The sequence below is a fragment of the Pseudomonas sp. FW305-20 genome (assembly GCF_058788075.1).
Window position 1 is genome coordinate 90,301 of record NZ_JBYTAJ010000017.1, and the last position, 14,049, is coordinate 104,349.

General features: G+C 59.9%; 11 protein-coding genes. 9 read left to right on the plus strand and 2 right to left on the minus strand.

What is annotated here, in order from left to right:
• The first annotated feature begins 79 nt into the window (after positions 1-79).
• The 3 genes from AC3WP4_RS16530 to AC3WP4_RS16540 all read left to right on the plus strand — a co-directional run bounded on the left by AC3WP4_RS16530 (position 80) and on the right by AC3WP4_RS16540 (position 2,025).
• Positions 80-718, plus strand: a complete 639-nt coding sequence (locus tag AC3WP4_RS16530; protein WP_102615315.1) for an FMN-dependent NADH-azoreductase — start codon at positions 80-82, stop codon at positions 716-718.
• Positions 719-1,024, plus strand: a complete 306-nt coding sequence (locus AC3WP4_RS16535) for a DMT family transporter (RefSeq protein WP_008157366.1) — start codon at positions 719-721, stop codon at positions 1,022-1,024.
• Between the two features lie 110 nt (positions 1,025-1,134).
• On the plus strand, positions 1,135-2,025 hold the full coding sequence (locus AC3WP4_RS16540) for an esterase/lipase family protein (protein ID WP_074873313.1): 891 nt from the start codon (positions 1,135-1,137) through the stop codon (positions 2,023-2,025).
• Between the two features lie 116 nt (positions 2,026-2,141).
• On the opposite strand, the gene AC3WP4_RS16545 is transcribed toward AC3WP4_RS16540, so the two are convergent.
• The gene (locus AC3WP4_RS16545; protein ID WP_102615314.1) at positions 2,142-3,017 is read right to left on the minus strand and encodes a DMT family transporter; all 876 of its coding nucleotides are present in this window, start codon (positions 3,015-3,017) and stop codon (positions 2,142-2,144) included.
• Positions 3,018-3,113: 96 nt separating this feature from the next.
• Here AC3WP4_RS16545 and AC3WP4_RS16550 point away from each other — a divergent pair, with 96 nt between their 5' ends.
• The 3 genes from AC3WP4_RS16550 (at position 3,114) to AC3WP4_RS16560 (ending at position 5,528) form a co-directional block, all read left to right on the plus strand.
• Positions 3,114-3,908, plus strand: coding sequence for an AraC family transcriptional regulator (locus AC3WP4_RS16550; protein WP_173860461.1), 795 nt, complete (start codon positions 3,114-3,116; stop codon positions 3,906-3,908).
• A 64-nt stretch (positions 3,909-3,972) separates the two neighbouring features.
• Positions 3,973-4,278 carry a PsiF family protein gene (locus AC3WP4_RS16555; protein WP_074873318.1) on the plus strand — a complete coding sequence of 102 codons (306 nt, stop codon included), beginning with the start codon at positions 3,973-3,975 and terminating at the stop codon, positions 4,276-4,278.
• A 236-nt stretch (positions 4,279-4,514) separates the two neighbouring features.
• The gene (locus tag AC3WP4_RS16560; protein ID WP_074873320.1) at positions 4,515-5,528 is read left to right on the plus strand and encodes an AI-2E family transporter; all 1,014 of its coding nucleotides are present in this window, start codon (positions 4,515-4,517) and stop codon (positions 5,526-5,528) included.
• A 126-nt stretch (positions 5,529-5,654) separates the two neighbouring features.
• Here the strand turns inward: AC3WP4_RS16560 and AC3WP4_RS16565 are convergent, their stop codons facing one another.
• A complete protein-coding gene (locus AC3WP4_RS16565; RefSeq protein WP_076028828.1) occupies positions 5,655-6,929 on the minus strand; it encodes an Hsp70 family protein in 1,275 nt (424 codons plus the stop codon).
• Between the two features lie 289 nt (positions 6,930-7,218).
• Between AC3WP4_RS16565 and AC3WP4_RS16570 the strand changes: the two genes are divergently transcribed.
• The 3 genes from AC3WP4_RS16570 (at position 7,219) to AC3WP4_RS16580 (ending at position 14,003) form a co-directional block, all read left to right on the plus strand.
• Positions 7,219-8,166, plus strand: a complete 948-nt coding sequence (locus AC3WP4_RS16570; protein ID WP_074873327.1) for a DnaJ C-terminal domain-containing protein — start codon at positions 7,219-7,221, stop codon at positions 8,164-8,166.
• Between the two features lie 23 nt (positions 8,167-8,189).
• Positions 8,190-8,495, plus strand: coding sequence for a chaperone modulator CbpM (locus tag AC3WP4_RS16575; RefSeq protein WP_074873330.1), 306 nt, complete (start codon positions 8,190-8,192; stop codon positions 8,493-8,495).
• Positions 8,496-8,834: 339 nt separating this feature from the next.
• Positions 8,835-14,003 (plus strand): NEL-type E3 ubiquitin ligase domain-containing protein, encoded by a 5,169-nt coding sequence (locus AC3WP4_RS16580; RefSeq protein ID WP_256581212.1) that lies wholly within the window; start codon positions 8,835-8,837, stop codon positions 14,001-14,003.
• Positions 14,004-14,049 lie beyond the last annotated feature (46 nt).

Consider the following 14,049-nt stretch of genomic DNA (forward strand, 5'->3'; position numbering starts at 1 on the left):
TCTCATTTGAAGAAAGACTGCGATGCGCTTCAAGCTGCAAGTCACCAGCAGTTTGAGTTTAGTTCTTCAGGAGATACAGATGAGCACAATTCTTGCCGTACATGCCAGCCCCCGTGGCGAGCGTTCTCACTCCCGGCGCTTGGCCGAGGTGTTCCTTTCAGCCTGGCAGGCGGCCAATCCGCAGTCGCACCTGACCCGTCGCGAAGTCGGTCGGGCGTTGATTCCGCCGGTCAACGAGGCGTTTGTGGCCGCCGCGTTTTACCCCGAGCCCGATGCGCGACCACTGTCGATGCAGGCCGACCTGGCGTTCAGCGATGAACTGGTGGGCGAGTTACTCGGTCACGATTTGTTGGTGATTTCCACGCCGATGCACAACTTCAGCGTGCCCAGCGGCCTCAAGGCCTGGATCGATCAGATTGTGCGGCTGGGGCTGACCTTCAATCACACCCTGGACAATGGCGTCGCTCAATACGAGCCGCTGGTGCAGGGCAAAAAGGCGTTGATCATTACCAGTCGCGGTGGGTTCGGTTTCGGGCCCGGTGGAGCACTTGAGGCGATGAACCATGCCGATCCGTTGTTGCGAACGGCGTTGGGCTTCATCGGCATCACCGACATCACGGTCGTGGCCGCCGAAGGCGAAGAGTCCGAGGAACGCACCTTTCGGATCTCCGCCGCCGAGGCCGAGCAGCGCTTGCTGGCGTTGGCCAGGGTGTTCTAGATGGCCTGGCTGTTTTTGCTGATCGCCGCCGGCTTCGAAGTCACCTTTGCCATGGGCATGAAGTACGCCGAGGGCTTCACCCGGCTCTGGCCGTCGATGATCACCGTGGTGGCCGCGGTGGGCGGGATCTACTTCCTGACCCTGGCCATGCGCGAGTTGCCGGTGAGCATCGCTTACCCGATCTGGACCGCCATCGGCTCGCTGGGCACGGTGTTTCTCGGGTTTGCGTTGCTCGGTGAAAGCCTGACGGCGGTCAAACTGGTATCGGTCGGATTGATCGTTGCGGGGGTGGTGGGGCTCAAGTAGGGCGGGATGTCATAGACTGGTCGTCGAGTTGTCATCTTCAATGCCGATGCTTGGCTGATGTCTTGCATTCAAGCCTTGCTTCACCTCACCGATCACAAGGACGTTCGCCCATGTCGCAAGGTTCCGCCACGCGTTATCCGTTGGTGCTGGTCCCGGGAATGCTCGGGTTTATCCGTCTGCTGATCTATCCGTATTGGTACGGGATCATTTCTGCGCTGCGCCGGGGTGGGGCGACGGTGTTTGCGGTACAGGTCTCGCCGCTCAATTCCAGCGAGGTGCGTGGAGAGCAGCTGCTGGCGCGGATCGAGGAAATCCTGCGGGAAACCGGGGCCGAGAAAGTCAACCTGATCGGCCATAGCCAAGGCTCGCTCACCGCCCGTTACGCCGCTGCCAAGCGTCCGGATCAGGTGGCGTCGGTGACGTCGGTGGCCGGGCCCAATCACGGTTCGGAACTGGCGGATTACCTGCACAAACACTATCCGGGAGACAGTGCCAAGGGGCGTTTGCTCAGCGTTTTGCTGCGCTGGATCAGTGCGTTGATGTGCCTGCTGGAAACCGGGTATCGCGGACCGAAATTGCCGGTGGATATCCCTGCCTCCCATCATTCCCTGACGAGCGAAGGGGTGGCGCTGTTCAATCAGCGTTATCCACAGGGCCTGCCTGAAACCTGGGGTGGGCATGGGCCGGAAGAGGTCAATGGCGTGCGGTATTACTCCTGGTCCGGGACCTTGCAGCCGGGCAAGACCGATGGCGGGCGAAACCGGTTTGATGGGACCAACCGCAGTTGTCGGTTGTTTGCCAGGACCTTCGTTCGAGAGGTCGGGCATTGCGACGGGATGGTCGGGCGCTACAGCTCCCATCTGGGGACGGTGATTGGCGATGAGTACCCGATGGATCACTTCGATATCGTCAATCAGTCGCTGGGTTTGGTGGGCAAAGGGGCTGAGCCGGTGCGGTTGTTTGTCGAGCATGCGGCGCGGCTGAAAGCGGCTGGGGTTTAGACCCCTGTGGTGAGGGGGCTTGTCGGAACGCCGCACCGTCCCGTTGGGCTGCGAAGCGGCCCCGAATTGCGACCGCTTCGCGCTCGAGCGGGAGCAAGCTCCCTCGCCACAAAGGATTAGGCGCGGCCAAGAACCGTGGTCCAGCGCTCCGAAAGAATCACCCCACCCAACGTCAACATCCCGCCCACCAGGTGATACATCGCCAACTGCTCATGCAGCACCACCGCCGCAATTAGCGCAGTAATCAACGGTAGCAGATTGAAAAACAGCGTGGTCCGGCTCGGCCCCAGGCGGATCACGGCCTGCATCCATGCCAGCGGTGCAACCATCGAGGCCAGCAGGCAGGCGTAAAGCACCAGCGGAATGTTCTGCAAGGTCGGGCCAATTTTCGGCGAGGCGACAAACAGCGGAAACAGCACCACCACCGCGACCCATACCTGCAAGTACAGCAACACCAGCGGCGGCAAACGCAGCTGCCACTTTTTCAGCAGCGTGCTGTAGATCGCGTAGGCCAGGGTGGCGATCAGCATCATCGCGTCACCCAGGTTCACCCCGTGTTCGAGCAACGCACCCAGGCTGCCGGACGAGACGACCACCAATACCCCTGCGAACGACAGCACCGCACCGGCCAGTGCGCCGACGGTCAGGCGCTGGCCGAGGCTAATGATCGCCATGGCCAGCGACATCAGAGGCATCAGCGACAGGATGATGCCCATGTTGGTGGCCGAGGTCAGGCTCGCCGCGAAGTACGCCAGGCTTTGGTAAACCGCCATGCCGAGCACGCCGAGGACAAAGATCTTGCCCAGGTTCGGGCGGATCGCTGGCCAATGGGCGATCACCGGTTTGAGCATGAAGGGGGTGAACAGCAGTCCGGCAAGCAGCCAGCGGTAGAAGCCGATCTCGGCGGGGAAGATCGCCCCGGCCGACATCTTGGTGATCACGGTGTTGCCGGCCCAAATGAAAATGGCCAGCAGGGGATAAGCGTATTGCATCAGAGAAAACCAGAGCGTTAATGAGGGGTGATTATCACCTGTCTGGATACAAGTCTATACTTCGATCCAGACAACCTGCCCCTGATGACGGACAGCATGAACAGTAAACACATCGATCTGCTCGACTTCAGCGAACTGCCTGCCCCGGTGTACTTCCGTTACGCCGACTTTGATGCGCATCGTTATGCCTCGGCGCACCGTCATCCATGGGGCACGCTGGAGTATTCGGCCCACGGCGTATTGCACATGGAAATCGGTGGCAGCCGTTTCATGTCACCGCCGCAATACGCGGTGTGGGTGCCGCCACAGACCGAACACAGCTTCTATAGCCATCAGCCGATCAACTATCGCGCGGTCTGCCTGGCTCCGCCGATGTGCCACGACCTGCCGCAACAGGCCTGCACCCTGGCCATCAGCGACATCCTTAAAGCGATCCTCAAAGACTTCGCCAGCCGCGATGTGAAGATTCCCGAGCGCGAAGCCGACCAACGTCTGGCCCAGGTGTTGGTGGACCAACTGCAGCAGGCGCCAGTGCAGGAGTGTTATTTGCCCTACGCCAGCAGCCCTGGCTTGTTCGGGATACTCGAAGCCTTGCAGGCCGAGCCCGGTGATAACCGACCTTTGGCGGAGTGGGCCGCGCAGATCCATGTCAGCGAACGCACCCTGGCGCGGCGGTTCGTGCGTGAGTTGGGCATGAGTTTTGGCGAGTGGCGGCAGCGGCTGCGGTTTCTGGCGGCGATCGAAGCGCTGGACAGTCACCGCAGCATTCAGGAGATCGCATTCGACATGGGCTACAGCACTGGCTCTGCGTTTATCGCGATGTTTCAACGCCAGGCGCAGTGCACGCCGGAACAGTATCGACGCAGTCACCTTGAGGCCAGGAAGGTGTAACAGGTGTTGTCTACACTCCTGAGCGAGGCCGTGCTCGTCGGCGCGGCAACAAGGAGAAAACTCCATGAAGATGTTGCGTGTCCCTTTGTTGATGATCGGTCTGCTGTTCTGCGCCCAGGGCTTTGCCGCCACCGAGCAACAGAACAAGATGACCACCTGCAATGCTGACGCTACCGCGAAAAGCCTCAAGGGAGACGAACGCAAAGCTTTCATGAGCAATTGCCTCAAAGCGGCGCCCGCCGCCGATGCCGCCAAACCCCTTACCCCTCAGCAAGAGAAGATGAAAACCTGTAATGCCGATGCGGCCACTCAGGCGTTGAAAGGCGATGCGCGTAAAGCCTTCATGAGCGAATGCCTGAAGAAAAAATAATCATTGGGCCGCAAGTTGTGGGGGCTGGGAGGGCCTCATCGCGAGCAGGCTCACTCCCACATTTGTCCTGCGGGCACAGATCCATTGTGGGAGCGAGCTTGCTCGCGATGAGGCCGGCAAGGGCACTGAAAAAAACCGCCAGTGCCCCCACTTAGGCCAACCTGCACAATCCCTAGTGCTTGCACCGGAACGCTGGCAGACTGCCAATCCTTTTACGCCGTTCGTTTTGAGGCTGTATGCCAACGTTTTCTCAACGCCAAGTCTTGCAAGCCATCAGTTGGGTCATCATTTTCGGCGGTTTGTTGCTGGTGATCCCGCTGCGATTACTGCCGAGTTTGCTGGCCGGCCTGTTGGTGTTCGAACTGGTCAACATGCTCACACCGCAATTGCAGCGGCTGATTGAAGGTCGGCGTGCGCGCTGGCTGGCGGTGGCGTTGTTGGGGACGCTAGTGGTCAGTGTGTTGACGCTGATCTTTGCCGGTGCCTTCAGCTTTCTGCTGCATGAAGCGGAAAATCCCGGCGCTTCTCTCGACAAATTCATGGTCGTGGTTGATCGGGCACGCGGGCAACTGCCGCCGTTCATCGACGCCTATCTGCCCGCCAGCGCCGCCGAGTTCCGCGTGGCGATTGGCGAATGGGTCAGCAAGCATCTCAGCGATTTGCAACTGGTGGGCAAGGATGCGGCGCACATGTTTGTGACGCTGCTGATCGGCATGGTGCTGGGGGCGATCATTGCCTTGCAGCGCGTGCCGGACGTGACCAAGCGCAAACCATTGGCTGCTGCGCTGTTCGACCGCTTGCACCTGCTGGTCCAGGCGTTTCGCAACATCGTGTTCGCCCAGATCAAGATTTCCCTGCTCAACACCTTCTTCACCGGGATTTTCCTGGCAGTGGTCCTGCCGATGTTCGGGATCAAGCTGCCGCTGACCAAAACCCTGATCGTGCTGACGTTCCTGCTCGGCTTGTTGCCGGTGATCGGCAACCTGATGTCGAACACCCTGATCACCATCGTCGGTCTGTCGCTGTCGATCTGGGTGGCCGTGGCGGCGTTGGGGTACCTGATTGTTATCCACAAGCTCGAATACTTTCTCAACGCGCGCATCGTTGGCGGGCAGATCAGTGCCAAGTCGTGGGAGTTGCTGCTGGCGATGCTGGTGTTCGAGGCCGCGTTCGGCCTGCCGGGGGTGGTGGCAGGGCCGATTTATTACGCGTACCTGAAGAGTGAGTTGAAGCAGGTGGGGATGGTTTGATCCGCTACTGATCTACTGTGGCGAGGGGGCTTGCCCCCGTTGGACTGCGCAGCAGTCCTTCTTTTGGGCTAAGGGGGGCGCTTCGCGACCCAACGGGGGCAAGCCCCCTCGCCACAGGGTATTGGGTCAGTCCATCGTGCCGTAGCGCTTCATCGCTTCAATCGCCAAGCCACTGCCGATGCTGCCGAAGATGTTCCCTTCCACATGCCGCGCGTTCGGCAACATCGCCGAGACGCTGTTGCGCAGTGCCGGAATACCGCTCGAACCGCCGGTGAAAAACACCGTATCGACCTGATCGACTCGTACATTGGCGTCGTTCAACAGCTGGGTCACGCTGTTACGCACGCGCTCAAGCAGGTTGTCGATGGCCGATTCGAACAGTGCCCGGCTCAGTTCCACGCTCAACCCCGGTTCGATGCGGTCCAGCGGCACATGGCGGCTGTCGGCGTGGGTCAGCTGGATCTTGGTTTCTTCCACTTCCATGGCCAGCCAATGGCCGGCGCGCTGGTCGATCAGCTTGAACAGGCGATCGATGCCGCCGGTGTCTTCGATGTCGTAACGCATGCTGCCCAGCGCCAGGGTCGACTTTTGCGAGTACACCGAGTTGATGGTGTGCCAGGTCGCCAGGTTCATGTGGTGGCTGGTCGGCATATAGGCGCCGCTCTTCATCCGGCTGCCATAGCCGAACAGCGGCATCAGGCCTTGCAGGCTCAGCTGCTTGTCGAAATCGGTCCCGCCGATGTGCACGCCGCCGGTAGCGAGGATGTCATCGTGACGGTTGTCGTGGGTACGGCGCTCAGGGGACAGGCGCACCAGCGAAAAGTCCGAGGTACCACCGCCGATGTCGACGATTAGCACCAGCTCTTCTTTTTCGATGGTCGACTCATAGTCGAAGGCTGCCGCAATCGGTTCGTACTGGAACGAAACATCCTTGAAGCCGATGGCGCGGGCCACGTCCACCAAGGTGTTTTCGGCTTCCTGGTCGGCCAATTCATCGTCATCGACGAAAAACACCGGACGACCGAGCACCACTTCATCGAACTCGCGACCGGCGGCGGTTTCGGCGCGCTTCTTCAGTTGGCCGATAAACAGCCCAAGCAAATCCTTGAACGGCATTGCCGTGCCGAGGACGCTGGTGTCGTGCTTGATCAGCTTGGAGCCCAGCAGGCTCTTGAGCGAGCGCATCAGCCGGCCTTCATAACCTTCCAGGTACTCGTGCAGCGCGAGGCGGCCGTACACCGGGCGGCGTTCTTCCATGTTGAAGAAGACCACCGAAGGCAGGGTGATCTTGTCGTCCTCCAGCGCGATCAGCGTTTCCATGCCGGGGCGCAGCCAGCCGACGGTGGAGTTGGACGTGCCGAAGTCGATACCACAGGCACGGGCTGGAGATGCGTTTTTCATGTCTATCGAGTTCCGGTTAAAAAACGGCCGCGCAGTGTATGTCAGTGCGGCGCAGATTCGAAGGCCGACTATCCGCTAAATCTCAGCGATTAGCGCCTTGATAAGACGGCCAGATGCCCCAAACTTGTCTGCATTGGCCCTGGCAGCCCTCGGACGGTCGCAAGAACCGCCCACTGCTGCCGAAAAACTTCTGATGCGCTGCCACCTTGAGATCGATCAACCTGGCGGCTGCCAAAGAGCGCATGCTGCCGGTAGTGGCGCGATATCGATAACGGATGGTGATCCTTAGATGGACTTCAAAGACTATTACAAGATTCTCGGTGTGGAACCGACCGCGGACGATAAGACGATCAAGGCCGCCTATCGTAAGCTGGCGCGTAAATATCACCCGGATGTCAGCAAGGAAAAGGACGCCGAGTCCAAATTCAAGGACGCCTCGGAAGCCTATGAAGCGCTGAAAAGCGCCGACAAGCGCGCCGAATACGACGACTTGCGCAAATACGGCCAGCACGGCCAACCGTTCCAGGGCCCGCCGGGTTGGCAGGGGCGTGGCGCAGGTGGTTTCGGTGGTGGTCAGGACACGGGCGATTTTTCGGACTTCTTCAGTTCGATCTTCGGCAACCGTGGCCCTGGTTTTGGTGGTGGACAGTCGGGCCGTAGCGCCGGGCGTCGAGGGCAAGACGTGGAAATGGAACTCGGGATTTTCCTGGAAGAAACCCTTTCGAGCGAATCGAAGAAGGTCACCTTCCAGGTGCCGCAGTACAACGCTGCCGGCCAGCATGTCAGCAACACCAGCAAAAGCCTGAACGTGAAGATCCCGGCCGGCGTGGCCGACGGCGAGCGCATCCGCCTCAAGGGCCAGGGGGCTCCGGGCACGGGTGGCGGGGCCAATGGCGACTTGTTCCTGATCATTCGCTTTGCGCCGCACCCCAAGTTCGACGTCGAAGGCGAGAACCTGATCATTACCTTGCCGCTGGCGCCGTGGGAGTTGGCATTAGGGACTGAGGTGGCAGTGCCTACCCTGACAGGCAAGATCAACCTCAAGATCCCGGCCGGCAGCCAGAACGGCCAGCGCATGCGCGCCAAGGGCCACGGTTTGCTGAACAAGGCCGGTCATCGCGGTTATCTGTTTGTACAGCTCAAGGCAGTCATGCCTAAAACCTCGGACGACGAGGTCAAGGCGCTGTGGCAGGAACTGGCGAAAAAAGCGGCTTTCAACCCCAGAGAAAACTTCTGATCCAAGAGACGGAGTAGCCCATCATGAGCAACCCCCTGATCGTTCAACTGGACCTGGCAGAATTCTGCGAGGCGACCGACCTGCCGGACGTCTACGTGATCGAAATCGTCGAGCACGGCATCCTCGAACCTCAGGGCAAGCAGCCCAAGGATTGGCGTTTCACCGATTATGAGTTGGTGCTGGCCAAACGTGCCGCCAAGCTGCGGCGCGACCTTGAGCTGGAATGGGAAGGCGTCGCCCTGGCGCTGGACCTGCTGGAAGAGGTCCAGCAACTGCGGGCCGAGAACCGCATGCTCAAGCAGCGGTTGGCCCGGTTGGTGATCGAGTAGTTCAACATCAAAAGATCTGGCCTTTTTGAGATTGATACTCTGGTAGTTGATGTATCGGCAAGGTGTGGTGGTATTTATATATATCCATCTCTTTAATGTTCGAATGATTATTCAACTACTGCCCGCAAAATTTAGCGGATTTTTAGTCTTTTGTTTTATTGCGCAGGATTTAAGCTGAGGGCTTTTCAAGTTGTCTTGGATTGTCAGTCTATGGATGAGTTACAGGATGTTAACGATGTTTCAAGTTCGCCAGTATTACCGGCGAACAACAACGGTGTTCATTATGAACGTATCGTTCAGGCACTTCCTCCCGCTATAACAGCGACCCCGCCGGTGAGGATGTCGTTGCTCACCAGCACCACGGTCCCGACACCGGGCTGGTACCTCAAAGCTTCCGCAATCGACCGGCAATACCTCAAGGAATTGCTCGACAAGCGCTGGTTGTTGCAGCGGTTGGTGGATGCACCGTTGCAAGACCTGCAACAGGACATCAGGGCCTTTGCCAAACCCTTGCTGTCCTTGTCGATGAGTTCGAACTTCAACAGCCATGAGGACGTCAGCCAACTGACCCTTAAGCTGTATGTGCCGGACCGGATCATCTTCGGTATCGATCGCGGCGCCAGCCATCTGCGCGAGTCCAGCCTCCTGGACGCGGCGCTGCATAACTTCGAAGAGCCGGAAACCGCCGCCGATTATTTCCGGACCGGCTCCGGGGTCTATCGCAGCAACTTCAGGGGAGAACCGTCGCTGATACCCGCGATGACGGTGAGTAAAATCGCCGCGCTGTGTCGTCGGCTGGACCTCGGCGGGCAGTATCAAGCCCATCTGCAAGCCCGGCTGCTGCCCGCCGATGCGCAGAAAAGGCAAACCTTGGAACAGCATGGCGCCGCCAGTGAAAAAGCGGCGTTCGAACTGGCCTCGCTGATCGCCCTGCTGAAAGACGACATCAGCTCCAACGCCTACGGGGTGTTGCGCCAGGTCCGCGAGCATACAAGCGATATCCGGTTTCATCGGCGACCGCTGCACCCGCATCGGTTGTCGCTGATGGGGTTCAAGTTGCACGGTGTGGTGTTGTTCAGCGCCGAGGGCGATGCGGGCATGATCCAGGCGGCGGTGGAGGCCCTGGCCCCTGATGCGCGGGCCTCCTGGCTCGACTGGTCGAGCGTGTTGTCGACGATGTCACCGGGCCTCGACCTGGACAAGTTCAAATTGCTGCAGGCTTTTTTCGCCAATGGCCCGACCGGGGTCAGCGAAGAGATGCTGCGCCAGCGCGACATCTACCGGCAAAGCCGCTTGAGCGGCCCGGTGATTGCCTATATGCCGGACGACCCGCAGCACCCGCTGAAAGAGTACGCCTCGCTGGCGGACTTCATGAAAACGCTGATCCGCCAACTGCGCGAGCCGGACTATCAGGCATTCTTCAGCCGCTTCGTCGCGCACAAGGACCAGGGCCGGTTCTTTGCCCGGGTCCGCGAGCGTCTGAGCCGGATCACCTGGCAGCAGCGCGAACCGCTGGACATGGGGCCCTGGTGGCGGGAAACCGCGGTGGAGAACCCGAATGCCGAGCCGATTACCAACCGGCTGACGGGCGAGCTGTGGCCGCAGCTGTATCGACTCAAGCGCGACAAGGCACTTAGCGACGCGCGCGCGATTGCCGTCCCGACCGGCGATGAAGACGCCACCACGCGCTGGAAGCGCCTGAGCAGCTATCTGGACATCGGCTGGAACGTCTTCAACTTTGCCGCGATGCTGGTGCCGGGGCTGGGCGAAGCCATGCTGGCGCTGATGGTGGCGCAGATGGCCGCCGAGCTGCTGGAAGGCATCGAAGACTGGAGCAAGGGCGACCGCGACGAGGCGTCGGCGCACATCAACGGAGTGATCATCAACTTTGCGCAACTGGCCCTGATGAGCGCCGGGCACGTCATCCCGCAGGCGGCCCGGATCCCGGTCAAACCCAGTCCGCTGATCGACAACCTCAAACCGGTGGAACTGCCCACGGGCAAGACCCGCCTGTGGAGGCCGGACCTGACCCCGTACGAGCACCCGCTGACGCTGCCGACCGAGGCCAAACCCGATGACGTGGGGCTGTATAAGCACAACGATCAGCAATGGCTGCGCCTGGAACAAAAGCATTACCAGGTGCGCCAGGACCCGGCGACGGGCGAGCATCGCCTGCAACATCCGACCCGGCCCAACGCCTATCAGCCTGTGGTGGAGCATAACGGCGCCGGTGCCTGGAAAGCCGAAACCGAGCAACCGCTGGGCTGGGACACGACTCGCCTGATGCGTCGACTGGACGACTCTATGGAGGATTACTCGGCCGCTACCCTGGCCAAAATCCAGAAGGTGAGCGGCGTTGAAGAGGGCGTGTTGCGCCGGTTGCATGCCGAGCATGAAACACCGCCGGCGCTGCTGCGCGACACCCTCAAGCGCTTCAATACCTACGCCGACGCGCAACGCTATCCCGAGCAAATCCTGTCGAATCAGGTGCCGGAGGAAATGTCCGGTTTTCTGCCGGCGACTCTGGTCGAGCTGCCACGCTGGCCGGAGTCCCGAGCCCTGGAGGTGTTCGAAGGCGATGATCGCACCGGGGCATCCGTCAAACATGGCAACAGCATGGCCGCTGAGCCGCAGACCATCAAAATCAGCCGCTCGGAGGTGGTGGCCGGGAAACTGCCTGAGCGAGTGATTGAATCCCTGAGCCCGACCGAACTGCGGGAAATGCTTGGCGCACAGGTTGCCAATGACACGCCCTCACGGATCGACGCGTTGCGCAGCCGATTGGCCATGCAGGCGCGCAAACAACACAAGCGCCTGTTTGACGCGCTATACAAGAGCCGCAATGTGTCCGACAGCGCGCAGGTGCGTTTGCTGGTGGACGATTCCCCGCAACTGCCCGCCAGCGTGGCGCAAGAATTACTCGATAGCGCCGAGCCCACCGACCTGCAACACCTGGCCGGGAAACAGCGCCTGCCGCTGCGTTTGCGCCAGCAGGCACGCCGGGCGCAGGAGCGCGTGCGCTTGAACCGGGCGTATGAAGGGCTCTACCTCGATGAACTGGAAAGTACCGATACTCGCCGGCTCGAACTGGCCACGCTGGCCAGCCTGCCCGGATGGTCGACGCAAGTCCGGATCGAAATCCGTCATTTGGGATTTTCCGGGGATCTGCTCGCAAGCGCAGGGGCGGCGGATGCGCCGATCCGCAAAGTACTGGTGCTGGATGAGGGTGGTCGTTATCAGGCGCGTGACGCGAATGATCAGCACCTGCACGGTACCGACGACCTCTACGCCTCGGTGTTGCATGCCCTGCCGGATCCCGAACGCAACGCATTGGGTTATGACATTCACGAAAGTGCACGGCTCAAGGATGCGGTACGGCGTTCACCACTCAGCCACGAGCAATTCGAACCGATCCTGCTTGAGCAGCCGATTCGTAAACCGGTGTACGACTCGCAAGCCATGCGCTTGCCAGGCGGCATGTTGGGGTATTTGCGTGAACTCGCTGGCGGGCCTGGGGAGCAAAGTTCGCAGGCGCGGATCAGAAAGCTCTACCCCGCTTTCACGGAGGAAGAATCCACTGCGTTGCTGGAGCGTTTCAACCAACAAGGGATTCCGGTCGACATGCAGCTCGAAGAGCTTGAACTTGAATTCGAACGGTTGAATACAACGCTGAAGCGGTGGGTGAATTCGCCGACCCGGGATTTTCGTTTGAGTCCCAGTGGCGTCGGGGAGTGGAATGCCAGGAATCAATTCGCCCGAAAAATCAGGCAGTGCTGGCAGCGTACCGGGCCAAAACAGTTTGACTCGTTCGGCAATGTGGTTGGGCAGAAGCTCGACCTGAGCAGCTTTCCGTTGAACCTGCATTTCAAAAAAATGCCGGCGCTGGAGGGCAATTTCGACCATGTCACGTACCTGAAACTATATAACGCCGGTATTACCGATGCGGAACAGTCCTTTCTAAAACCGTTTCGCAAGGTGCGTGCCCTGGACCTTGGTCGCAATAAACTGACCACTTTGCCGCGACACATCGCCGACATGCCGCACCTCAATTTCCTCGAACTCTCGGCGAACCGGATTGTATTGACGCCTGCCGATGTCGAAATGCTAAGCCGCTGCACGAAGCTGCAAACCCTGGGGCTGGCCGGCAATCCGTTGAGTCTGCTGCCGAACATCGGTCGCATGCCCGACCTGCACACACTGCTTCTGTACGACACCGGAGCGACCACCTGGCCACCAGGGCTGTTCGACCTTCCGCGCCCCCGGCATATCCATCTGGACCTGCAGCGCAACCTGCTCACACACATACCCGAAGTCACGCCAGGTTCGGCCGATGCGGAGTTGCTGGCACGTACGTTGCTCAGCCGCCAACCGCCCTTTATGTCACCGGAAAACCTGGAGCTGCTCAAGGATTACATCAGGTCAGCGGGGCTGGATCCTGAGCGCCCTTATCCTCCACGGGGCGTGCGTGACACCCTGAACTGGCAACAAGGTATTACCTTTGACGAGTGGGTAGAGAAACAAAAGCTCTGGGATGCGCTTGAAGACGAGTTCAACTCGGCCGGTTTCTTCGACGAGATCAGGCGACTGACCCAATCGGCGGACTTCACCGCTGGTGGCGCCTATCGAACCGATCTGACAGCCAAGATGTGGCGGATGATCGAGACCATGGCCAAGGACGCTGAACTGCGCACGAAGTTTTTCACCGAAGCCACGGCGCGCAGCCAATGCGTGGATGGCGCGACCCAGCTATTCAACGTTCTGGGGGTAGATGTGCTGGTCCAGGAAGCCCTTGAATTGGGCAACCCCAGTTTGACTGAAGCGCAGTTGATCGAGTTGGCCAGGGGTAAGAGCCGCCTGGATGAAGTCGAGCGAATCGCCCGTCGCCATATCATCGACCGCGAGGCCGCGGGTGAACGTTTTCGACGCGTCGACGCTGAAGGCAATGTCAGCGGGACCATTGACGAGGTCGAGGTTCACCTCGCGTTCATGACGGACCTGGCAGAACGGCTTGACCTGCCCTGGCAGGCGCGTGGAATGCAGTTTCGCCAGATCGCGGGCGTTACCGGCGAAATGATCGAAAACGCCTACCAGCGGATCTTGGGGCTGGAGGAGGGCGATCTGCTGCGTGATTCGATTGCCGAGCAGCCATTTTGGCGGACCTATGTGCAGCGTTCGAATCGCGCACGTTTCAGGGCGTTTGATCGCAAGACGGTAGCCACGACCGAGTTCAAGGTTGCTCTTGACGAACGAGCCTCCCGCACGGACCTGACCCTGGAAGAGCGAGAGAAGCTGAAGGAAGAAATAAGGATACTGGCCGCCGAACTCGGTAAACCTGAAAGTGCCTTTGCGCCGGGGCAAGTCGTGACCGATGAAGCGTTTGCCGCCGAGCTTGACCTGATCAAGGAGGCGCGTGAAACCCTTCTCAAACAACTGACCCAGCAAGCCATGGACCGGGCAAAACTGCAGCGGGTTGAACCTCCGCTCTTTACTGTGGACACCAATAGCTGACCTGGCTGAAACCCCGCTTCAAGGAACGGGTGATACAACAGAAGAA

What these genes read in the sequence shown, in the direction of transcription:
- AC3WP4_RS16580 (WP_256581212.1), top strand. Translation starts at nt 8,835, where the DNA reads ATGTCGTTGCTCACCAGCACCACGGTCCCGACACCGGGCTGGTACCTC.
- AC3WP4_RS16560 (WP_074873320.1), top strand. Translation starts at nt 4,515, where the DNA reads ATGCCAACGTTTTCTCAACGCCAAGTCTTGCAAGCCATCAGTTGGGTC.
- AC3WP4_RS16555 (WP_074873318.1), top strand. Translation starts at nt 3,973, where the DNA reads ATGAAGATGTTGCGTGTCCCTTTGTTGATGATCGGTCTGCTGTTCTGC.
- AC3WP4_RS16565 (WP_076028828.1), bottom strand. Translation starts at nt 6,929, where the DNA reads ATGAAAAACGCATCTCCAGCCCGTGCCTGTGGTATCGACTTCGGCACG.
- AC3WP4_RS16540 (WP_074873313.1), top strand. Translation starts at nt 1,135, where the DNA reads ATGTCGCAAGGTTCCGCCACGCGTTATCCGTTGGTGCTGGTCCCGGGA.
- AC3WP4_RS16535 (WP_008157366.1), top strand. Translation starts at nt 719, where the DNA reads ATGGCCTGGCTGTTTTTGCTGATCGCCGCCGGCTTCGAAGTCACCTTT.
- AC3WP4_RS16550 (WP_173860461.1), top strand. Translation starts at nt 3,114, where the DNA reads ATGAACAGTAAACACATCGATCTGCTCGACTTCAGCGAACTGCCTGCC.
- AC3WP4_RS16575 (WP_074873330.1), top strand. Translation starts at nt 8,190, where the DNA reads ATGAGCAACCCCCTGATCGTTCAACTGGACCTGGCAGAATTCTGCGAG.
- AC3WP4_RS16570 (WP_074873327.1), top strand. Translation starts at nt 7,219, where the DNA reads ATGGACTTCAAAGACTATTACAAGATTCTCGGTGTGGAACCGACCGCG.
- AC3WP4_RS16545 (WP_102615314.1), bottom strand. Translation starts at nt 3,017, where the DNA reads ATGCAATACGCTTATCCCCTGCTGGCCATTTTCATTTGGGCCGGCAAC.
- AC3WP4_RS16530 (WP_102615315.1), top strand. Translation starts at nt 80, where the DNA reads ATGAGCACAATTCTTGCCGTACATGCCAGCCCCCGTGGCGAGCGTTCT.